20 protein-coding genes are annotated in these 21,541 nt (G+C 59.1%); 7 read left to right on the forward strand and 13 right to left on the reverse strand.

Going from position 1 to position 21,541, the window contains the following annotated elements; genetic code table 11:
- Window positions 1-36 precede the first annotated feature (36 nt).
- From queD to codA, 6 genes are all read left to right on the forward strand, one after another.
- Window positions 37-393 carry a 6-carboxytetrahydropterin synthase QueD gene (queD, locus tag ACQY47_RS04565; protein ID WP_003237990.1) on the forward strand — a complete coding sequence of 119 codons (357 nt, stop codon included), beginning with the start codon at window positions 37-39 and terminating at the stop codon, window positions 391-393.
- A gap of 234 nt (window positions 394-627) precedes the next feature.
- A complete protein-coding gene (locus ACQY47_RS04570; protein WP_428556093.1) occupies window positions 628-825 on the forward strand; it encodes a helix-turn-helix transcriptional regulator in 198 nt (65 codons plus the stop codon).
- A gap of 25 nt (window positions 826-850) precedes the next feature.
- A complete protein-coding gene (locus ACQY47_RS04575) occupies window positions 851-1,291 on the forward strand; it encodes a GNAT family N-acetyltransferase (RefSeq protein WP_428556096.1) in 441 nt (146 codons plus the stop codon).
- Window positions 1,292-1,300: 9 nt separating this feature from the next.
- Complete coding sequence (locus tag ACQY47_RS04580; protein WP_017135298.1) at window positions 1,301-1,924, forward strand: NUDIX hydrolase; 624 nt, start codon at window positions 1,301-1,303, stop codon at window positions 1,922-1,924.
- A 140-nt stretch (window positions 1,925-2,064) separates the two neighbouring features.
- A complete protein-coding gene (codB, locus tag ACQY47_RS04585; protein ID WP_017135299.1) occupies window positions 2,065-3,333 on the forward strand; it encodes a cytosine permease in 1,269 nt (422 codons plus the stop codon).
- A gap of 98 nt (window positions 3,334-3,431) precedes the next feature.
- Entirely contained in the window at window positions 3,432-4,667 is a 1,236-nt protein-coding gene (codA, locus tag ACQY47_RS04590) for a cytosine deaminase (protein ID WP_017135300.1), read from the forward strand.
- A 9-nt stretch (window positions 4,668-4,676) separates the two neighbouring features.
- Here codA and ACQY47_RS04595 read toward each other — a convergent pair whose 3' ends face one another.
- The 5 genes from ACQY47_RS04595 to ACQY47_RS04615 form a co-directional block, all read right to left on the reverse strand.
- The gene (locus tag ACQY47_RS04595) at window positions 4,677-6,833 is read right to left on the reverse strand and encodes a lipase family protein (RefSeq protein ID WP_428556101.1); all 2,157 of its coding nucleotides are present in this window, start codon (window positions 6,831-6,833) and stop codon (window positions 4,677-4,679) included.
- Window positions 6,834-6,847: 14 nt separating this feature from the next.
- Window positions 6,848-7,633, reverse strand: coding sequence for a hypothetical protein (locus tag ACQY47_RS04600; protein WP_428556104.1), 786 nt, complete (start codon window positions 7,631-7,633; stop codon window positions 6,848-6,850).
- Window positions 7,626-8,450, reverse strand: a complete 825-nt coding sequence (locus ACQY47_RS04605; protein ID WP_428556107.1) for a DUF4123 domain-containing protein — start codon at window positions 8,448-8,450, stop codon at window positions 7,626-7,628. The genes ACQY47_RS04600 and ACQY47_RS04605 overlap by 8 nt, the downstream gene beginning before the upstream one ends.
- The gene (gene tssI, locus ACQY47_RS04610; protein WP_428556110.1) at window positions 8,450-10,468 is read right to left on the reverse strand and encodes a type VI secretion system tip protein TssI/VgrG; all 2,019 of its coding nucleotides are present in this window, start codon (window positions 10,466-10,468) and stop codon (window positions 8,450-8,452) included. The genes ACQY47_RS04605 and tssI overlap by 1 nt, the downstream gene beginning before the upstream one ends.
- A 302-nt stretch (window positions 10,469-10,770) precedes the next feature.
- A complete protein-coding gene (locus tag ACQY47_RS04615; RefSeq protein WP_099550073.1) occupies window positions 10,771-11,757 on the reverse strand; it encodes a diaminopimelate epimerase in 987 nt (328 codons plus the stop codon).
- A 356-nt stretch (window positions 11,758-12,113) separates the two neighbouring features.
- Here ACQY47_RS04615 and ACQY47_RS04620 point away from each other — a divergent pair, with 356 nt between their 5' ends.
- Entirely contained in the window at window positions 12,114-13,265 is a 1,152-nt protein-coding gene (locus ACQY47_RS04620; protein WP_017135306.1) for an MFS transporter, read from the forward strand.
- 25 nt (window positions 13,266-13,290) lie between these two features.
- Here the strand turns inward: ACQY47_RS04620 and ACQY47_RS04625 are convergent, their stop codons facing one another.
- The 8 genes from ACQY47_RS04625 to ACQY47_RS04660 all read right to left on the reverse strand — a co-directional run bounded on the left by ACQY47_RS04625 (window position 13,291) and on the right by ACQY47_RS04660 (window position 21,534).
- Entirely contained in the window at window positions 13,291-13,827 is a 537-nt protein-coding gene (locus ACQY47_RS04625; protein WP_178110951.1) for a type III secretion effector protein, read from the reverse strand.
- A 13-nt stretch (window positions 13,828-13,840) separates the two neighbouring features.
- The gene (locus ACQY47_RS04630; RefSeq protein WP_099550076.1) at window positions 13,841-14,062 is read right to left on the reverse strand and encodes a hypothetical protein; all 222 of its coding nucleotides are present in this window, start codon (window positions 14,060-14,062) and stop codon (window positions 13,841-13,843) included.
- Between the two features lie 814 nt (window positions 14,063-14,876).
- Window positions 14,877-17,282, reverse strand: coding sequence for a TonB-dependent siderophore receptor (locus tag ACQY47_RS04635; protein WP_177034964.1), 2,406 nt, complete (start codon window positions 17,280-17,282; stop codon window positions 14,877-14,879).
- A gap of 97 nt (window positions 17,283-17,379) precedes the next feature.
- Window positions 17,380-18,330, reverse strand: a complete 951-nt coding sequence (locus ACQY47_RS04640) for a FecR family protein (RefSeq protein ID WP_428556116.1) — start codon at window positions 18,328-18,330, stop codon at window positions 17,380-17,382.
- Between the two features lie 32 nt (window positions 18,331-18,362).
- Entirely contained in the window at window positions 18,363-18,863 is a 501-nt protein-coding gene (locus ACQY47_RS04645) for a sigma-70 family RNA polymerase sigma factor (protein ID WP_428556119.1), read from the reverse strand.
- 91 nt (window positions 18,864-18,954) lie between these two features.
- Complete coding sequence (locus ACQY47_RS04650) at window positions 18,955-19,599, reverse strand: CGNR zinc finger domain-containing protein (protein ID WP_428556122.1); 645 nt, start codon at window positions 19,597-19,599, stop codon at window positions 18,955-18,957.
- A gap of 94 nt (window positions 19,600-19,693) precedes the next feature.
- A complete protein-coding gene (cysC, locus tag ACQY47_RS04655; RefSeq protein WP_017135312.1) occupies window positions 19,694-20,308 on the reverse strand; it encodes an adenylyl-sulfate kinase in 615 nt (204 codons plus the stop codon).
- Window positions 20,305-21,534 carry an MFS transporter gene (locus ACQY47_RS04660; RefSeq protein WP_428556126.1) on the reverse strand — a complete coding sequence of 410 codons (1,230 nt, stop codon included), beginning with the start codon at window positions 21,532-21,534 and terminating at the stop codon, window positions 20,305-20,307. Before ACQY47_RS04660 ends, cysC begins: the two co-directional genes overlap by 4 nt.
- Window positions 21,535-21,541: the final 7 nt, after the last annotated feature.

Consider the following 21,541-nt stretch of genomic DNA (forward strand, 5'->3'; position numbering starts at 1 on the left):
CACAAGCCACGCAACACAAGCCCTACAGGTCACACCGTGGAAATCTTCAAAGAGTTTACCTTCGAGTCCGCCCACCGCCTGCCCCATGTACCGGAAGGCCACAAATGCGGACGCCTGCACGGGCATTCGTTCAAGGTGGCGATCCACCTGAGCGGCGACCTGGATCCCCATACCGGCTGGATCCGCGATTTCTCGGAAATCAAGGCGATTTTCAAACCGCTCTACGAGCGCCTCGACCATAACTACCTCAATGACATCCCTGGCCTGGAGAATCCGACCAGCGAAGTGCTGGCCAAGTGGATCTGGACCGAACTCAAGCCCCTGTTGCCGGAACTCAGCGCGATTCGCATCCACGAGACCTGCACCAGCGGTTGCATCTATCGCGGCGAGTAAGCGCTTGAGTGTTTAAAACCACCTGCGGGTGGTTTTTTTATGCCTGGCCACTGCAGTTGTAAAGCGTGCTTGACATGAAAAACCTGCACACCCAACGTAAAGCATCCTTTGCTTAAACTTCAGCGACGGTTTCCTGGAAACCGCGGGCCTGCCGCGCCTGTCGGCCTTCATGGTCTGGCCGATCATGGGCGGCGTCTGGTGTGTGGCCACAATCATTGGCAAAAGGCGCTATCAATGAATAATCAGTTGCGCCAGTTACGCGCAGAACTGGGTTGGTCCCAGGCCGATCTGGCGCAGCGCCTGGGCGTGTCGCGCCAGACCATCAACGCCATCGAGACCGGTCGCTACGACCCGAGCTTGCCGCTGGCGTTCAAGATCGACAAGGTGTTCGAACGGCCCATCGAAGCGATCTTCGAAGCGCCAGTGGACTGAGCCGTTATGACAGGAGCACGCTGAATTGATACGCCCCGCCACTGCCGACGATAGTGCCGCTATCGAGGCCATCGTCCAGGCTGCCTATGCGCCCTACATTGAGCGCATCGGCCGCAAGCCCGGGCCAATGCTGGAGGACTACCCGCAGTTGGTCGAAGACGGGGGCGTGCATGTGCTGGACCACGCCGGGCAGGTTCAAGGCTTTGTTATCCTGAGGCACACCGACACGGCGTTGCTGTTGGATAACCTCGCCGTCACCCCACAAGCCCAGGGCCTTGGTTTCGGCCGACAACTGATGGATTTTGCCGAACAGCAGGCACTTGATGCCGGCTACAGTGCCATCCGCCTGTACACCAATGAGGTGATGACCGAGAACCTCGGGCTGTACAGTCGCCGTGGCTATGTGCAAACCCATCGCGCCGAGGAACACGGCCTGCGCCGCGTATTTATGATCAAACATCTATAGGAGCACCCCATGGAAAACCTCTGGCTGGCCCAGGCCAAACGCTTGCAGGCACTGGCGTCCACGGGGCTGCATTTTTGCACTGACGACTTTGAGCGTGAGCGCCTTGAGGAAATTGCCGAGATTGCCCACAGCATGCTCGCGCAACTGGCGGATGTGCCGCTTGCGCGCATCACCGGGCTGGTGCCGGATTTTGCCAAGCGTTATTCAACCCCGATGATTGACGTACGCGGCGCGGTGATCGAGGGCGACCGGATACTGCTGGTGCGCGAATTGACCGACGGCTGCTGGGCCCTGCCCGGTGGGTACGCCGATATCGGCCTGTCGGCGGCGGAAAACATCGTCAAGGAGATCCGTGAGGAAGCCGGGCTGAGCGTCACGGCACGCGCGCTGTACAGCGTCACGCACAAGGCCAAGGGCTTGTATCGCCCGGATGTGCGGGACTTCTACAAGCTGTATTTCCTGTGCGAGCGGGTCGACCAACGGGCGCCGATGGCGGGCTTTGAAACCACTGAAGTGGGCTTTTTTACCCTCGACGACCTGCCGCCCCTGTCCCGTGGGCGCACCATCGAAAGCGACCTTGAAGCGGCGTTTGCGTTTCATCGTGGCGAGACCACCCAGACGCTGTTCGACTGATCCATTTTGTCTCACCGCTGCACTGCTTTCGTGCCTGCTTGGGCGCGCTCGACACAGCTGCCTGGCGACAAATACGCCGCGCTGCCGGTTTGGCACGCGCAGTGCAACAGCGCTGCGTCAGTCATCCAGGGAGCAAGGCCATGACGCAGCAAGAACCGGGTAACGATTACCCCCTCAGCGAAGTGCCGATGCATGCGCGCAAGGGCCTTGCGTCCACCGCCATGGTGTTGCTGGGCTTCACCTTCTTCACCGCGACCATGTTCGCCGGCGGCAAGCTGGGCGTGGCGTTCAGTTTTACCGACATGCTCGGCGTCGTGGCCCTGGGTAACCTGTTGCTGGGTATTTACGCCGCAGGCCTGGGCTACATCGCCTTCAAGAGCGGCTTGAATTCGGTCCTGATGGGGCGCTTCTGCTTTGGCGAGGTGGGCAGCAAACTCAGCGACTTGATCCTCGGCTTCACCCAGATCGGCTGGTACGCCTGGGGCACCGCCACCGCGGCCGTGGTGCTGGGCAAATATTTCGAATTGAACCAAGGCACGGTGCTGGCACTGATGGTGCTGTTTGGCCTGCTGTTCTGCGCCACCGCGTATATCGGCTATCGCGGGCTGGAGATTCTGTCCTATATCGCGGTGCCGGCCATGGGCATCCTGCTGTTGCTGTCGATGTGGGTCGCCACCGTCAAAGTCGGCGGCCTGAAGGGCTTGCTGGCAGTGGTGCCGACGGCGGAGCTGGACTTGTCCACCGCCATCACGCTGGTATTCGGCACTTTTGTCAGCGGCGCCACCCAGGCGACCAACTGGACGCGTTTTTCTCGTTCGGCCAAGGTCGCGGTGCTGGCCAGCCTGATCGGCTTTTTTATCGGCAATGGCTTGATGGTGTTGATCGGTGCCTATGGCGCCATCGTCTATCAGCAACCCGATGTGGTCGAAGTACTGTTGCTGCAAGGTTTCGCCATGGCGGCGATGGTCATGTTGCTGCTCAACATCTGGAGCACGCAGGACAACACCATCTACAACTTCGCCGTGGCCGGCTGCAATCTGCTGCGTACCCGGCGGCGCAAAACCGTAACCCTGGCCGGCGCGGTGATCGGCACCCTGCTGGCACTGCTTGGCATGTACGACTTGCTGGTGCCTTATCTGATTCTGTTGGGCACCGTGATCCCGCCGATTGGCGGGGTCATCATGGCGGACTTCTTCTACCGCTATCGCGGCCAGTACCCGCGTCTGGCCGATGTACGCCTGCCGGCGTTCAATTGGCCAGGGCTGGCGGCGTATGCCGTGGGCACCGTGCTGGCGTTTCACTCACCGTGGGTGGCGCCGTTGGTGGGGATTGTGGCCGCGTCCCTGGCCTACATCGCACTCACCGCGGCCCTGCGCGTGCGCGCACCTTTGGCTGACGTACAGGCATGAACCCGACTGTTGCCATGAGGATGGTAACCTTGTGGCTGATAACCCTGATGACCTGGCGGCTGACTGCCTGATTATCCAAAGCCAAGAGGAACTTGCCCATGCATATCATCAATGCCCGCCTGCGCAACCGTGAAGGCCTGCATGATCTGCACCTGGAACACGGCCGGATCGCCCGCATTACTGCACAAACCGTGGCGCCGACATTAACAGCTGACGATCTCGACGCCGCTGGCAACCTGGTCATACCTCCGTTCGTGGAACCCCATATCCACCTGGATGCGACGCTGACCGCTGGCGAGCCACGCTGGAACATGAGCGGTACCCTGTTCGAGGGCATTGAGTGCTGGGGCGAACGCAAAGCCACCATCACCCAGGAAGACACCAAGGCTCGCGCCAAGAAAACCATCCAGGCCCTGGCCGCCCATGGCATCCAGCATGTGCGCACCCACGTTGATGTCACCGACCCTGACCTCACCGCGCTCAAAGCCATGTTGGAGGTGCGCGAAGAAAGCACGCACCTGATCGACCTGCAAATCGTCGCCTTCCCGCAGGAAGGCATCGAGTCTTACCGCAACGGCCGCGAACTGATGCAGGAAGCCATTCGCCTGGGCGCTGATGTGGTCGGCGGTATTCCGCATTTTGAATACACCCGCGACCAAGGGGTTAGCTCGGTGAAGTTCCTGATGGACCTGGCCGAACGCACCGGCTGTCTGGTGGACGTGCACTGCGACGAAACCGATGACCCACACTCGCGCTTTCTCGAAGTACTCGCCGAAGAAGCCCGCAGCCGCGGCATGGGCGAGCGCGTCACCGCCAGCCACACCACGGCGATGGGTTCCTACGACAATGCCTACTGCGCCAAACTGTTTCGCCTGCTGGGCCACTCGGGCATCAGCTTCGTTTCATGCCCTACCGAAAGCATTCACCTGCAGGGCCGCTTCGACAGTTTCCCGAAACGCCGAGGCGTCACCCGCGTCAATGAACTGCTCGAGGCCGGCATGAACGTCTGCTTCGGCCAGGACTCCATCGTCGACCCATGGTACCCGCTGGGCAACGGCAACATCCTGCGCGTGCTGGAAGCCGGTCTGCACATCTGCCATATGCTGGGCTACCGCAACCTGCAAAGCGCCCTGGACCTGGTCACCGACAACAGCGCCAAGGCCATGGCCCTGGGTGACCGTTACGGCCTGGAAGCCGGTCGCCCGGCCAACCTGCTGGTGCTTTCGGCAGACAGTGACTACGAGGTGATCCGCAGCCAAGGCCTGCCGTTATATTCGATCCGCAATGGCAAGGTGCTGATGCAACGCAGACCGGCACAGGTGGAGTTTTTGTAAGCCCCGGGGTCAGACGATTGAATCAATATCCAGTGGCTGCACCCGGCCGGCGCCGTCCTGAAGTGGCGCAGGAATACTGGCGATTTGCGCCAACTTGCGGTTTTCACGGTGGCGCAACCAGCGTTTCACGCTGGGCTGCAAGCCGGTGGAATCGGCGTGGCTGCCATACACGTCACGCACGTCCAGACGGCGCCAGCGTAACGACTCCAATCGGCGCCGACTGCTGCGCAAGCGGTCGACTTCAGCGTTCAGTGCCTGGTTATGCGCATGCCCATAATCGCGTTGGTTCGGTGGGCGACGACGCTCGAGCTCGCGGTTCTTGTCGCGCAGTTGTTGGGTCATGGTGTCGAGCGCCAGGTCTATCAACTCGAACTCTCTGGCGGTGATCAAAGGCCCCTGGCACTCCACGGTTTGCTGCCAGCGGCGCAGAGTGGCCCACGCGGCTGGAATGTAACTGGCGGTCATGAAATGCTGGCTGGCCTGGAACAGTTGTTTCAACAGGTTGGCACGCTCGGGCATATCGCCATGCAGTTGCAGTATACGGTTGCATCCCGCCTCAAGGATGGACTCACAACCGGGCGTCCATAACACTGAGGAGTGCGTGCCGTCCGGCAGCTTGATGGGCATGAAGTGCTGTTGTTCGCCGTGATGCTGGTAAGGATTGCCGCCGACGCGCACAAGGCCAGCGGCAAACAGCAGGCCACCCGCACCGGGCGCGGCAAAAAGCGTGACGGCGCCCGGCACCCAGAGTTTGGCGGTGGTGTTCATCCACGTGGCAGGGACACTGGGAACCGGGTCGTTGTGGTTGACGATGCGGTGATGGATAAGGGCTGAGGCGCCGTCGGTAAACTCTGAGTCTGCGGCGCGGGGAGCGCCGTAGGTGTAGAGGAGGATGTTGTACTTACGATCAGGAACGCGGCGTAGCCCTTCAGCTAACAGCAATGCAATGGCACCGCCCAGACTGTGGCCGCAAATCACAATGCGCTGTCCGCTGTAAAATCGGTAAAGGTAGCGCAGAACAAAGTCGCGCATCGCTCGATAGGCCTGATAAAAGCCCTCATGGGCTTTGCCAACACCTTCAGCAAATGGCACTTGGTGGGCATTCGCGTCTCGCAAAGCATCGGCACCACTGGCGGTACCGCGTACAGCGATCAGAATCACTTCGTTGTGGTGACTGATAAACGCCTGGGTATCCGTACCGAAGGCTTCATCGTCAAAAAAGTGCAGGCTAGCTGGATGCTCCTGTTTCTCTTCAAGCTCCGGACGATTTTGTGGATACAACTCAGGATCGAAAGGCAATATCTCAAACCGCTGGGAGTATGGAACCTCTTCATACAACGGGTAGAAGCGTTGAGCCTGATCACGATCGACCTTCCAGGCTTCTTGAAACCCCGAGAGTTTTTCCGCGAACAGATTGCCTGCGCTGGGATCCAGGGGAAAACTGACGTGTTCCACCGGAGGTTTTGGAGGTTGCTGGCCAAAATCGCAGTAACTCAATGTGGACATCAACGCCAATTGATACAGGTTCAACGCACAAAACTGATCATCGGTCGACAACATCGGGCGCAGGGCCCGCAAAGGCCGTACCTCCAACACCGTGTGCAGGTTGGGGAACAGCACGACGCCTGACAATGCCGGCTGCGGCGGACCAAACCCCAGCTCAGCCATCATTTTCAATGCATGCCTTGGAGGCTGATAGGTTCTGGAGGCAAACGGCGGCAGGTGGGCACTATGTCGAACCAGGTCGCGCACCTCAACCTGATAAAACCGGTCTGCCTGGCGTTGTGCAGGGTTACCCTCGATACGTTGGCCATCAGCCGCTGAAAATCGGGTGTGTTCGGCGCGGGCTTGAAGTTCGGTGATAGGTAACGGGTAAGTCTTGCGCTTTCTCAATTTGGAATATGGCTCTTCGTCGCCTGAATACTGCGCATCCAAAGAAAGAATGACAGGGCCGCAATAAAACCCTTCCACCTTGGCGTATCCCTCTCCATTCAACCTTCCGTTGTACCGGCGCCCTGTAGTGTCCTGGATTGTGTAGACCAGCCCACCGTAAGCCTTCCCGCTGCCCGTTTCATCCACCAGGCAAACGCTTGCCCAATGCCCTTTCAACGGGCAAGCAGGCATCTTGCTGCTGAAAAAAGGTTGCTTCCATGCTGCCTGGCTCATGAATCATCTCCTTGTTAATTGCACGTTGGGTAAACATCGCAAACACGTCCATCCGGCATCGTTATGGGTTTAAAGTCCGTGGTGTTACTGCCACAGTATCCGGACAGATCTTCAAAGCTTTTACCCCGGCACCGTTTCCATCCCCCTGGTACAGCTAGCCAAGTGTCCTGAAAAGCGGGTGCCTCCTCGTCTATAACGTTCAACGTCAGCCTTACTTTTTTTCCTGGGAGCATCTCTCTCTGTACTACACCACCCGCCAGCCTTTCTTCCCTTTGCCCCGCTGTGTTCAACGCTCTGCATTCCAACAGTTTCGTGATCGCATGCAAGGGACCCACCGTACGAAAAAACCACATACATTGCCCGGCGAACTCCTGGACACCCGAGTCCGGCATGCCTGCGACACGTTCAGACTCAATGGGATCGGCGAAAAAGATCCCTGCGGAATCCCCGTCGACATCGCTATATCGCTCACCCCACTTCGCATAAAGAGTGAACTCCACGCTACGCAACACCGTAGGGCACCCCTCAATGGTTTCAGTCAGCGGGAACTCATAGCTCACTCGTTCGGCCACGGGTTTGTAATCGGCAATAAAGATCTTGCGTTCAGGCCTTTTGCCTCGACGCTGTGGCAAGGTGCAGAGTTCATATCTGGCGGGACGGTATTTAGCGGCACCGATGAATCGAAACTGTGCGGGTAAATCCACCTCCAGGGTAAAACGCTTAGCCGGCGGTGCCAGCGCACAACCCGAGAGCCATCCTGCACCGAGCGTTATCAAAACGCTGCGCGTCCACCTATTCATGCTTTTGCCACTCCCGTAACACCCGCTCAAAATGTTCCGACGGCGCCTCGCCCTCTATCGGCTGCCACCGAATCGTGCTGCCTTGCGTCGCCTCCTCCAACCGACGCACCACCAGAAACTCGAGCTGCTGGGGGCCTCGCCATTGCCAGGTACGGGCCTGCTCCAGAACCTGCGCCAGCCAGATTCTGGGGTTCTGAAACTCGACCAAGCCGGCGAGCTTTTCGCTGTGTTCAGTCAGCAGATAACGCAGGATATTGGCGTGCAGAATCACTTCGGCCTGAGGATTGGGCGTGTTCAGCCAGGGCACAGGCACAGGCACTGGATACTCCCCCGGCATTGGGTTTTCACCCCGACACCAACAGCCTTGGTGCCAATAGCACACACCGATCAGTGGGCCGAGAAACACTGGCCAGTGCTCGCCCTGTAAATGGGTCAAAGCACGTGCCAAGGTACGGTTATCGTGAAAGCGATACACGGCCTGGCTTCCCTGGCGCCCTACCAGCAGACGTTCGCGCCAATGCCGAACCACGCCAGCCAGATCATCACCGGGCAGGCTGCCCAGCCAGCCCCAGTTCGTCTCGGGGTGTTGCAGCAGATCAACCAGCGCAGGCTCGTCCGCCTGCTCCACCAACAGAATCAACGGGCCTGCCGCTGCCAACTCGACCAGGGCGGTCTCAGCGTACAGGCTGCAATACTGCGACAGGTTACGCACCGCCAACAGCTGTTGACGTGCGCCGTGGTGACCATCAAGGATCAAGCACAGTCGGCGCCCCGCCTGATGCTGTTCGGCCATCCACTGGCCTGGCTCACTTGGCATCAGGCAGCCCTCCGCATGAGGGTGCACTGGCCTTCACGACACGCCTCGCACACCGGGCAGAAGTCCGCGCCCAACTGCCGGGCCTCGTCCAGAAGGGTGCCTTGGGCCGTCGAGAGGTTCGGCGCATCCATGGCCGATAATGGGTTCGCGGACCGAGTGAGGGGCGGCAAGCCGCCAACGGTGACAGGCCGGCTGCTGAAAATGCCGCCCGCCTGGATAATCAGGTGCTCGCCTCCAGCCTTGAGGCTCAATTGTGCGCCCGCATCGATGATCAGGCTGGCGCCGGCCTTGAGGACGATCTGCTGCCCGGCCTGGATAACCATGGACTGACCGATATGCGTCTGGCTGTCTCCCTGCACATCCAGCCGATCGTTCGTGCCAAGCATGACAGTGCGGTCTCCGGTGATGTGTCGCTGCTCGCCACTTTCCAAATGAACCGTGCTTAACCCGCGGATGATTTCACGCCGCTCTCCCGCCACCTCAAGACGACTGTCATGGCCGACCTGCTGTTCCAGGTCCCGTTGGGCGCGCAGGAAGATGAGTTCCTCGCCGTGGCGATCCTCAAGGTGCAGTTCGTTGGCACCCGTCCCCCCCGGAACACTGCGGCTGCGCAACACGCTGCGTGTCTTGTGTTGCGGCAAAGGGTAAGCCGGCCTGTGCAGCGCATTGGGCAGGCAGCCGTTGATCAACGGCTGGTCCGGGTCGCCTTCCAGAAAGGTCACCAGCACCTCCATGCCCACCCGCGGAATCAGCATGGCGCCGAAGCCATCGCCCGCCCAACCGGATGCTACCCGTACCCAACAACTGCTGTTGTCATCGGTGGGGTCCAGGCGGTCCCAATGAAAACGTACCTTTACTCGACCGTAGGCGTCGCAGTGCACCTCCTCGTCTGCTGGCCCCGTCACGATGGCGGTTTGGCTGCCGTGGAGGGTAGGTTTAGGGTGTCTGATGGGGGGCCGATGCACGGCGCGCCAGGGTGTTGCGGTAAACCGGTTTCGGTAGCCGTGGAATGTGCCCGCCACGGGTGCTGCTTCCTCCAGCACCTGCGGTTGATAGCCTTCGTGATGCACCGACGTGAGCAACCACAAATCGTTGCAGGTGGGATCCGGGTGGTCACACAGCTCAAGAAAATGGCCGCTGCCCAGCGCCGGTTGATCACTTTTGCCCACGGCACGATGGCGGTCACGCAGATGCCGCTCCAAGTCCCTTTGCGCCAATTGCCGACCTCGCGCATGGTCGCTGAAACCACCAGGGTAATGGTAATCCTCAAGGCGCTGCGTCAATGCAGGCCCGGCCTTGTCTTCCAGGCGCAGCGACGGATGCTCGAAGTCATGATCACGGCGCACCGTCAGCTGGGTACGGGTCTCCAGGCGCACGTCGAACTGCCGGATAGCTCTCGTTTTGGCTGCCAGCTCGTGCGTCGCGCAAAATCGCTGTGCAGCCAGACGCCGAAACACCGTCTGGTCATCACCGAACACCAGCACGTGATTATTCGGGCCATGGCGAAAGTGGTAGTGAATACCCTCCTCCTCGCACAACCGCTGGATAAAGTGCAGGTCGGTTTCCGCGTACTGAACGCAGAACGGACGGGATGGGTAGGCCACAGGGCCCAGTTCGAAGGCATAGGCGTCCGCCAGAATGCCGTGGTGCTCAAGGACCGCCGCAATAATCTGCGGCACACTGCGTTGCTGGAAGATCCGCTGGTTGTGTCGATGGGCAAGACACGCCAGGCGTGGTGCCAGGGTGAGACGATAGCGAGTGAGCCGAACGCCGGGCCCCTCACGGCCGATAGCGTAGATGCGCCCATGCAGCCCCGCACCGGATTCGCCAAAGTCCAGATAAGCCGGCTGGTGAAGCAGCGCCTCCAGATCCAGAGAGGGATTTTCGCTGACTAAGTGCACGGTAATGAAGTAAGGCTGATCAAGGCCTTCTCGGCCTTTGAAAGCGAGTACCTGAAAGTCATTGTTTATGTCTGGAAGTATCAACTTGAAACGTGGCGCGGCAGATGTTTCAACCATCCCTAAGTTACCCATCATCAATTATTTGACTGAAAGGCCTCCCCCCATCGGGCATTGATTGAACTGCCGGGAAAAAGCGCCTGAACCCAATAAATCTTAGCGATTTCAGGCGGAATTTGACCCTTTAAAAATAAAAAAGACGTTTCGCACAACGTGGTAGGACGTGTCTTTTACAAAATAATAAATTCGCAGAATTTAGTAGCATTCAACAACAAGAAACTTCTTACGCCAACTTTAACCACACAACTAACCGATAAAGAAACGGCTGACACGCATTCAAGATATCAGCCACTTCTGCGCCTTCAGGCTTGCACGCATGCAGTCCCGAACAGACTGACGCTCAGCAGCGTTTCGGCCTGGCACTGTAAACGCACCGGCACTGTGCCACCTGGCATGACCACAGCCACCTCGCCGGCGTCAACCCAACCCGCGCGCCATGCCGCGCAGGCAACTGCGCTCGCGCTGGTACCCGAGGACGCGGTGGGGCCTTCTCCTCGCTCAAATACCCGCGCGATGACCCGATTGCCCGAAGCATGTGCGGCCCATTGCAGATTGATCCCCGCCAAACAAGGTTGGCCGCGCCCACCTGGCGGTGCAAATGCAATGGCCCGTAACGACTCAAACAGTGCGGGCTGGTGCATCGACTGATTGTCCGGCAAGGCCTGTGCGTGCTCGACGAGCGTCACACAATGAGGATTGCCCACACGGACGAACTGGCTGACGGCCCATTGCGGGTCAATCGCCGCCAGTGCAGCCACATGGCTGAACTCACATTGCCCCAATGTTGCTGCGCCAGTACCGGTAGCGGCCACCGCTGCTGGCCCGAAACTCGGCCGGCCCAAGGCCAGCCAGAAGCCTGCAACCTGTTCAAAGATCGCCGGTTGTGAATAGGTCACCAGCACAGAGACTGAATCCTGCTTGTCGTGATGCACCTGCAACTCACACCCTTGCGTCATCAAACCTTGATCCGTCAGCGCCTGGGAAAAAATCGTCAACCCGTTACCACTGCGTTCGGCGAGCGTGCCATCAGTATTGACGATCAACACGTCAAACGGCGGCGCAGACTGGAACGGCCCGACCAGCAAACCATCGCAGCGGTGTGCCTTGGGAGTGGCCGCACGCGGTAACGTGCCCCATTCACACTCCGACGCGATAGCCAATGCTGCCCACTCTTTTCGAGTGCTGGCAGCGCGGTCGGCACATTCAGGCACGGCAATGCCCCTGCTGCGTAGGTAGTCGGGGCTGGCCACACCGTAAATATTGCCCCGCGCGTCATAGAACAGAGTCATCGAGACACCTTCCCAAGAAAATTCACCGGAAAATTTCTCCGATTGCCTACACACTTGGTAGCAGCGTATTACAGAAAACCGGCGCAGTGGGAAGTGGACTGGAAGGTGGTAATCCAACGCAAAAACCTGGGGTTCATCCGTTTTCACGCAGATTACGCACCTTCCAGACCACCGCCCAACAATCCGATAGCCTCTGTGTGGTCGCCACCGTCCATGACGTTCCGCTGCTGTAACAATAAACCTGCACCTGCGTGTCAGCCCCTCTCTTCAAGGGAACCCGGCTCGCTCGACAGGGCATGATGTGCAAGGATGTCGCGCCGGACATCGTTCGTTGAACGCAAAACCAAGGATTTTTCATGACTGCCATCCCCACCCCAGCGCCCGTGGTTCCCGGACGGCTGGAACAAATGTCGACCCGCATTGCCTTTTTCATCGCCGGCTTCGGTATCGCGGCCTGGGCGCCGCTGGTGCCCTACGCCAAGGCACGGGCAAACCTCAATGAAGGCACGCTGGGCCTGTTGCTGTTGTGCCTGGGCGTCGGATCGATCATCGCCATGCCGATGGCTGGCGCCCTGGCTTCACGCTTCGGCTGCCGCCGGGTGCTGACCGCCGGCACAATCATGATCTGCCTGGCACTGCCGATGCTCGCCACGGTCAGTTCAATCCCCTTGCTGATCGCCGGGCTGTTCCTGTTCGGTGGGGGCCTGGGCACTGTGGATTCGACGGTCAACCTGCAGGCGGTCATCGTTGAACGTGCCAGCGGCAAAACCATGATGTCGGGCTTCCACGGGTTGTTCAGCCTTGGCGGCATCGTCGGCGCAGCAGGGGTTGCCGGGTTGCTGGGGCTGGGCTTGTCGCCGTTGCAGGCGACCCTGGTGGTGATCGTCATAATGGCGCTTGCATTGTTCAAGGCCGGGCCTCATCTACTGCCCTACGGCAGCGAAAGCTCAGGCCCGGCGTTTGCCGTGCCGCACGGTGTGGTGTTGTTTATCGGCTGCCTGTGTTTCATCGTGTTCCTGGCCGAAGGTGCCGTGCTGGATTGGAGCGCGGTGTTTCTCAATGCAGAACGCGGTCTGGATGAAGCTTACGCAGGCTTGGGTTACGCGGCGTTTGCCTTGACCATGACCGCAGGGCGCCTGACCGGTGATTCGATTGTCCGCCGCCTGGGCGCCACCCGCGTGATCGTCATTGGCGGCGCGCTGGCGACTGCCGGCATGTTGCTCGCGACATTATTGCCGGCCTGGGAAACGGCGCTGTTGGGGTATGCCTTGGTGGGCGCCGGCTGCTCGAATATCGTACCGGTGCTGTACACCGCCGTCGGTAAACAAACGGTCATGCCGGAACATATCGCCGTGCCGGCCATCACCACGCTGGGGTATGCCGGTATTCTCGCTGGGCCTGCAGTTATCGGGTTTATCGCCCACGGCAGTAGCCTGAGCACGGCCTTTGTGCTGATTGCGCTGCTGCTGGCCGGGGTGGCCATCAGCGGTAAAATTCTCAAGGTGTAACAAGCTCACCGCACAAGGCCATGGGCTATCTGGCTTTGTGCGCTTCGTATTGTTCCAGCCAGCGTTCCAGGCTTTTGTTACAAAGCCAACCCTCATGCCTGGGACGCCCCAGCAAACGCATGTTGTTGGCACGCTCCAGCGAACGCAGCAGGCCTGGGCGCTCAATGATATTTTTGGCGGTGTAGACGCAGTGTTCACTGTACTTTTTCCTCGGTAGCCCAGTAGCGGGCTCCAACAGGGGGCGGCCCTGCGAATCGAGGTCGTCAGGATCACTCATCACGATTTTGAGCTGGGTTATTTCCACGTATTCAAGCGCTTCAAAAAATACCGTGCGGTCTTTGGGTATGTCCCGCAACTGTTTGAAATAGCCTTGCAAAGCCATTACGACCTCGGCGTTGCCCTGATCATGAAAAGGGTCCTGGCTGAAGGCGCCAGGGGAGCTGTTACCCAGCAACGCTGCAGCGGCTGCGCTCAGGCTGTCGCGGGTGATGTATCCCGCGCCGTCGATGATCGCGTCGTTCAGCAGCGGGCGGTTGAGAATTTCCCTGACCAGCAGGATCATACGGTCGCGCACCTTACTCTCCACTCAAGGTTTGAGCTGCGATCTGGCGCAACGACGCCTGCGTCAAGCGGCCTTCTTTTAAAAAACCGTGCAGCTCGCCAAAGTGTTTCTCCAGCTCGCCCGCCAATTGGCTATCAGTGGAACTCGGACCTGGCGGTGTGGTGTTGGCGCGAGCCGTGGGTGCATTTTGCAGCGCCTGCTGGCGCAGCGAAGACAAGCCTCCACGCCACAACATGGGTCGCTGCGACGGCAACTCCCGCGTTGCGAATGACTCATCGCCGGGCGAATGAAAAACGCGGGACGATGAAACCCGACCTACCTCTGGCCCGCCCAGGCCGATTGGCTGCGCGCGCAGTATTGCACCCTCAATCTTCATGCTTCATCTCTCGCCTTTTGCAGATCCATGCTTGCCTGAAAGTCAGTACCAGAGTGGCCCGAATCATCGATTCGCCCTCTGGGCAGCAAGCAACCGATATGTGGTTAGCGCCACGCGATAGTTCCGGCCAGCAGGAGCATCCCAATAACAGCATGTAACACTGGATCACCCAGGTGTTTGCCCACGCCACCGGGAGCAGAGGCCATTGATCAGCGCAGCCCAGCGAAAAATGGGGCGCCTCAAGCAGTGAGCGTTAGCGTTGTCGGCAGGCCCTGACGCATGCAGCCCGCGGGCAAAATCATCTGCGACGGGCGCCTGGAATTTTTTTTGACCCACAAATGCTTTCATTCGCAGCGTTTCGGTGGCGTATACCGTCGACAAGGCTGCGCAGGTGTCTTCCTTACTTGACGATGTCGAGCAAGCAACTTCATGCCAGCCATCAAAGGTGCACCGGCCATCGGTCTGGCCGGATTGAAACGAAGGTGAAGTCATGTCTGGCCCCTGGTTCAGCGTCTGAAAACGACCAGTACGATCAACGTCGCTGGTTACAACCTGTGTGGCAAACGCGCGGAAACAGTTCCTGCCCGGGCCCGGGCAGCTTGGTGAGCACCTTGAAAAACAAGTCAAAAAAAATCGCAGCCCTTGAGCTGCGATTTTTCTTACAAACGGTCGGTCAGAAGCCGACGCTCGCCTGCACGAAGAACGTACGCGGCTGACCGAGGTACAACCCGGCGTTGTTGTCACTGGATCGCGTGTAGTGCTGTTGGTCAAAGACGTTCTTCACGCCCACACCCAGTTTCAGGTTCGACAGTTGCGCGCCGAAGTCATACCCGCTGCGCACGTTGACCGAGACATAACCGGGGATATCGCCGTACTGCCCATCGGCGGTGCCCTGGGTGATGTAGGTGGTGCCAGTACCCGGCGCACGCTGACCGGATTGGGCATAGACGTCCAGGTTATGGGTCCAGTGATTGATGTCGTAGCGCAGGCCCGCCGTCAGCACTTCACGGGAGTAGAGCGGCAGGTCGCGGCCCTTGAACGGCACATCACCCTCGGCAGTCGCCTTGGTGTAGGTGAAGCCCGCGTTGGCAGTCAGGCCATCGAGGCGTGGGTCCAGGTTCGACAGGTCGTAGTGGGCCGAGGTTTCGATACCCTGGTGCCTGGTGGCGCCGAGGTTGGTCCAACCCACGTCGTTGCTCACATATTGCAGCTCATCCGAGAAGTCGATGTAGAACAGCGTCACTTCGCCGCCCCAGACACTGTCGTTGTAGCGTGTGCCGATCTCGTAGGTCTTGGCTTTTTCCGGGTTCAGGCCGTCAGCCGCCTGGTTGACGCGACCGCCCTGCCCGATCTGCGCGTACTGCAGGCTGCCGAATGAGGTTTCGTAGTTGGCGAAGACTTTCCAGGCATCGGAAATGTGGTACATCACGCTCAACGCCGGCAACGGCTCGTTACTATTGATTTTGCGATTCTTTTCCACGGTGCGCACACCGTTCAAGGCAACCACCGGGCGGTCATGCCAGTTGGTTTCAATGTGTTCAAAGCGAATGCCCGGCGTGACGGTCCACTTGCCGATATCGATTTTGTTGTCGATGTAGAACGCGTTGGCGACGGTGCCGCCAGTGCGATCCTGGTAAACATGCCCGTCATTTTGCCCACCCGGCGTCGGCACGTTGTTGACCAGATTGAGGCTGCTGGCCTGTTCATGCATGCCTTCTTTGAGGTAGCGATAACCGACGCTGACTTCCTGGGTGCTCGGGCCCACGTCGAACACATGGGAGATCCGCGGCTCGATGCCGAAGGTGTAGTAGCTGCGCGGGTAGGAACTGATGGTCTTGAGGTCGCGGTTGGCAATGTTGCTGCCACGGAAGCTGTCGATGTAATAGGTCAGCACTTCGGCCTGGGTACGGTCGTCGATCTGGCGGAGGTACTTGAAGGACACATCCTTGCGACGGCCGCTGAAATTGTCCCAATCGCGCACCGACTGATACGGGTTGGCGTCAAATTGCTTCTGGGTCAGGCCGCCGGGCATATCGGCGTTGGCATTGTAATAGTGAAGGTTCAGCGAGAAATCGTCTTGATCGGTCGGCGCCCAGTGGGTCTTGAGGATCACGTCGTCGATGTCGTTGGAGTTGTTGCTGTTGCGGTAGCCGTTGCCATTTACCCCGGTATACAGCAACGCCACGCCCATGCCGTTATCGGCAGTACCGCCGACAAAGGCATTGTCGACGTGTTTCCAGCCGCCGTGGGCAGAGGTTTCCAGGGTGGTGCCGACTTCGCCCGAGGCTTGCTCAGGAATCGCGCGTGTCACGAAGTTGATCACGCCGCCGACGTTCTGCGGCCCATAACGGACAGAACCTGCGCCGCGCACCACGTCGATACTGTCCAGGTTACCGGCAGAAATCGGCGCCATCGACAGTTGCGGCTGACCATACGGAGCGAACGCCGCCGGCACACCGTCGATCAATACGGTGGAGCGCGGCGACAGGCGCGAGGTCAGGCCACGCACGCCGACGTTGAGGGAAATATCGCTGCCACCGGTGCCGTTGGCCTCTTGCACCTGCACGCCAGGGACGCGGCGCAGCACGTCACTGACATTCATCGCCCCCTGCTCCACCATGGCTTCACGGCGGATCACAGTACGTGCGCCCGGATGGTTCTGCACCACTTCGGCATTGGCATCGCCCAGCCAGTCGCCGACCACTTTGATGTCAGTGACGCCCAACTCCACCGGCGAGCCGGCTTCCCCCGTGCCGCTGCGCAGTGGGCGAAGGGTCACGGAACCGGCATCGATCTGGTAATCCAGGCCGCTGCCCTGGAGCAATTGGCGCAGAGCCTGCTCGGGAGACAGGTTGCCGTCCACTGCAGGCGCATGCTTGCCCGCGACCATGTCAGGGCTGAAGAACACTTGCAGGGAAGTCTGCTGGCCCAGTTGACTCAGAGCAGCGCCCAGCGGCTGCGAGCGAATATGGATGCCGTCGGCCGCAGAGGCCGCAGGCAGGGCGGAACTGACCGCAAGCGCCAGCGCCAGGGGCGCCCAACGGGAGACTTTATTGTTGTTCACGACAAGTTTTTTCACGTCGAACCTAGTCCTGTGATCGCAAGAGTGTGCGACTGTTAATGCAAACCAGTTGCAGTTGCAGAAGAAGACGAAGAACTCGAAAAAAACCTGAATATCAGCGTGAAATAATTTCCTGACTGCCGTCCGGCAAGGCTCGTACGGCCACTGGCAGGATATGTGGCAGCGCTTTGAGCAAGGCGTCGGTGTCGCTGGATTTGAACACGCTGGTCAGCCGCAGGTTGCTCACCGCCGCCGTGTTGACCCGCAACGGCTGCTCGCGATAGCGCGATACTTCCCGCGCGACTTCGCCGAGGGTGGCGTTGTTGAACACCAACTTGCCCGTGCGCCAGGCTGTCAGCTCATCAGCATTCACGGCATACGCCGTAACGACTTGCCCGGTAGAATCGACATGCGTGCCCAGCCCTGCCGTGAGCATCACGATCTGATCCGACGCACGCCCCTGCACCTTGACCGTGCCGGCCTCGACCACCACGCGGGTCTGGTCGTCATCACGGCGGACATCAAAACGCGTGCCGGTGACCGTCACCTGCCCTGCCCCGGCGGCCACCACAAATGGGCGGCGGGTGTCGTGCTCGACGCTGAACATGGCTTCGCCCTGTTTGATTTCTACGCCGCGTCGGCCCTTTTCATAGTGCACCGCCACCACGCTGCGGCTGTTCAGGTCCATCACTGAACCGTCGGGCAATGCCACTTGGCGATGCTCGCCCAAGCGCGTGCTGAACTCAGCGCTATAGGGTTTGGGATGATCAAGCCCGCTGAACAGGCCAAGCCCCAAGGCGATGGCCACCACACTGGCAGCCACGGCGTAACGCACAATAGCGCGACGTTTGGGGCGTTCGACCGGGGCCTCGCACAGCGCTTGCAAGCGCGCCGTGGGCACAAGGTCGGCGGCGCTCCACAGGCCTTGCAGCACTTCAAATTCGTACTGATGCTCAGGCTGCTCGTCACACCACGCCTCAAAACGCTGTTGTTCTTCGGGGCTCAACTCGGCGTTTTGCAGGCGTACAAACCATTGCGCGGCTTCGTCGCGAGCACGGCTATCCATCGTGGAAGATCCTGTTTCAAAACGGGCAGAGCTCATGGGGCCATCCCGTCCAGGCGGTCGCGCAGATGCCGCAAGGTGCGGATCATATACTTTTCCACCATGTTTTTAGACAGGCCCAGGCGTACGGCGATTTCTTGCTGGGTGAGGCCCTCGATTTTCTGCCAGATAAATATCTTACGACAGTTAAGCGGCAACTCGGCCAAGGCCCGCTCGATGGAGTCCGCCAATTGGATCGCGTGCATGACATGCTCCGGGTCACCGTTGTGGGGCGAACGCTGATCAAAGGCGTCCAATGCCAGCGCCTCACGCCGGTCTTCGCGACGGTAAGCGTCCACCGCAATGTTGCGCGCCGTTTGATGCAGATAGGCGCGCGGTTGCTCAACGTCGCTCGAACGCGACTCAAGCACGCGCACGAAGGTGTCGTGAGCCAGGTCTTCGGCCTGCTGACGGTTTCTCAGGCGGCGTGTCCAGGTTCCGATCAACTCTTCGTAATGCTCGAAAAAGCCTGTTCTGCGGGGCGGCTGAGGAATCATCGCGTGAGCACTGGGAGGCGGGGGCGTGAATAGTAATGCTTCCTATTAAGCGGAGCAATTGCTTCCCATCGCTCGCCTTACTGCGTTGCAACTAAAGATGACTGGCCGCCTGTTTGAGTCGGCTCAGTTTCTCTCGGCTGCCACACACACTCATCTGGCACCACTTACGTTGTTTACTTTTGGAGAGATCGAGAAATATCCAATCGCAATCCGCGCAACTGCAGCACCTCAACGCGTGAAGTTCACTCGATACCAGCAGTTGCGTCGCGTCTGTTGCCAGGCGTGCGATCAGCATCGACGTCAACTCCTGCGCAGATGCGCAGGTGCGCCAACCCCATGCGGGCATCCCGTCAATGGAGCGCAATACTCGCCACACCGCGCCTTGTTGGTAGTGCAGATTGATCTGCTGTAATGCCTCATCGGTGACGTTCTGGCGTAATGACAGGTTGTGGAAGACGCCGTACAGACGCTCTCGGAATGCAATAACAGCGTCCAGGTCTGGCTGGAAGGATATAGGCGAGTCAAACACCATAGGCGAGTATGCATCGTACTCTTGCTCAGAAAGCAAAGAGGCGTGTAATGCCCACTCAATGAAGAACTTTAAACTGGTGAGCCGCTCTTCCGTCACCTTAAGTGTGGAATACGGCCTGCGCCCATTAGTGGTATTGATAAAATCCAATACCCGGGCGCCGCCGATCAGCCGGATTGATTTTGCAGTGCCCGTGAAATGTGTCATTCCAACTCCCGAAAAACCTGCACGCTCTGCCTTGGCAGAGAATACCTCGTTTCTTGGAGTCGAAGTCGTCACCCCGTAGCTGGAAGACCAATGGCTAAGCAGGGGCCTGCGCACGCGCCATCCAATCAAGAATGATCCCGACCGATTGTTCAACCGAAAACACGTGGGTCTGCAGATGCACTTCAGGAAACAGCGGAGTGTCGTAGTTCGAATCAATACCCGTAAAGTTCTTGAGCAGCCCGGATCGCGCCTTTTTATACAAACCTTTAGGGTCCCGCTGTTCGACAGTTGCCAGTGGGGCATCCACGTGGACTTCTACAAAATGGTCGTTGCCAATAATCGAGCGCGCGTAATGCCGACTGGCCGATGACGGCGAGATCAGCGCGACAATGACGATAAGTCCCGCCTCCACCATCAAACCCGCCACCTCAGCGACCCGCCGAATGTTTTCATCCCGATCACTGTCGGTAAACCCCAAGTCACGACAAAGCCCACTGCGTACCGAATCGCCGTCAATGATGCAGGTAAACCGGCCTTGGGCCCTTAAGGCAATATCCAGCGCATCGGCAATGGTCGATTTCCCGGAGGCAGAAAGGCCAGTCATCCAAATGACCCTAGGTATTTGCTTCATAAGTGACTGTTCGGCACGCGCGTGGCTGAACGCAAACTCATGCAAATTCTGTTGTGGGCCCTGTGCAAAATAGCTCATGACCGTTCTCCCTCCGTCAGCGAAACAGGCTGTTTGCCCAACATGAACACCATCACGCATTGCAATAACAGAAGCAGCGAAACCACCCAATAGACTGTCGCGAACGAGCCTGTCAGGTCTTTGGACAGTCCGCCCAGAAAGTTACCGCACACGCCACCCAGGCCAATCAGCACATTGGCAATGCCAAATGCCTGCGTCAGCCGGTTGACCGGAACGATTTGTCCGATATAGCTGGGGACCAGCCCGAAGATAGGGTAGAACGCCAGCGCAAACAAAAAAGCCGCCAAATAGAACAACGCGATAGCGTTAAAACTGAACACCAGCATGGCTGCCAGACCCGCACTCAGAAAGCAAATGGCCAAGGCCGCCCTGGCACCCACTTTGTCCGCAACCCACCCCACCAAAAAGCCCGACGCCATCCCCACAGCGCCGATCGTCGTCCAGATAAACCCTGCGTCCTGTACCGAAACGCCTAATTCATCGCGAAGGTAAGGTGCCAGGTAAGTCTGAAACGGCAGCAGTGCCATCCCATTGAGAAAGGCGATGCCCCAGATCAGGTACAGCGAACGGCTCAGCCATGGCGTGTGGCCATCGAGCGACCGCGAGCGCTCACCTGAAAAACCAGCCGCCTGCTCCGCCCCCATGTTACGCAACAGAAACCAGGCCACGAAACAGAGGCCCAATGACACAAGGCCGGCGGTCAACCAGATCGAGCGCCAGCCACCCTGCAAGGTGAGAAACGACACCAGTAACCCGTTGATGAACACGCCATAGCTGGTGCCACTGGAGATCAGCCCCATGACCCGGGAGCGATTACCTGGACTGAAACCCTTGGTGACGATTTCTGCCAGCGGGATGTAAACCGAAGCGGAGCACCCTCCCAGCAAAATCAACAACCCACCCGACAACCAAATGCTGTCGCTGACGCTCAAGCCCAGCAGGGCCAGAGACGTCACCACGGTGGATACCAGGCTGATTTTCCAACCTTCGAAAAAACGGCTGATGTAACTGGTGACCGAAGAAAACAGCAGGAAGCCGATCTGTGCGCCGCCGGTGATCAAGCCCACAGTGGTGTAGTCAAAGCCGATATCTCGGCGCATATCAACGACCAGGTTGGCGAACAAGTAAACGCCGAACCCATAGGTACTGGCCACAAACCCTGTCAGTACGACTGCCAGCACCACGCTGTCCAGCGCGCGAGAATTATTCTGTACGAGTGTGCTCATCATGACG

The sequence above is a fragment of the Pseudomonas edaphica genome, from assembly GCF_965277385.1.
GTDB classification, from domain to species: Bacteria; Pseudomonadota; Gammaproteobacteria; order Pseudomonadales; family Pseudomonadaceae; genus Aquipseudomonas; species Aquipseudomonas edaphica.